We start from the raw sequence: 479 nt of genomic DNA, 5'->3' as shown, positions 1-479 counted from the left end.
GTCGCGGGCCTGGCCGGTGACGGCGGCAACGGCGCGGCCGGCACCGCGGCGCACCCGGACGGTGGCGCGGGCGGCAACGGCGGCGCGTACGGCGCCGTCGGCATCGGTGGTGTGGGCGGTGCGGTGGGCACCGGCGGTGGGACCGGCACCGGCCTGGCCGGGGTGGCCGGCGGCAACGGCCCCCAGTTCACCCAGGGCCCCTACCAGTCCGGCAACGGCGGCGACGGCGGTGCCGGGTTCAGCCCCACCAGCACCGCGGTCAACGGCGGCAACGGCGGGGACGGCGGCGCCGGCGGCAACGGCGGCCTCTACGGCAACGGCGGCGCGGGCGGGGCCGGCGGCAACGGCGTCACCGGGGCGAACGGCGCCGGCGGCGCCAACCCGGGCAACTCCGGTCTTGCCGGCACGAACGGCGGTACCGGTGGCGACGGCGGTGCCGGCGGCGCGGGCGGATCGCAGGCCGGCAACGGCGGCGCCGG

At 81.4% G+C, this 479-nt stretch carries 1 pseudogene; it reads left to right on the top strand.

The features are described from left to right. Positions 1-479: pseudogene (locus KIH27_RS22235) on the top strand (hypothetical protein); the annotation flags it as partial.

The organism is Mycolicibacter acidiphilus, from assembly GCF_018455725.1.
GTDB lineage: Bacteria > Actinomycetota > Actinomycetes > Mycobacteriales > Mycobacteriaceae > Mycobacterium > Mycobacterium acidiphilum.
The sequence above is the reverse complement of the archived record's forward strand: the minus strand, read 5'-3'. Positions and strand labels throughout refer to the sequence as shown.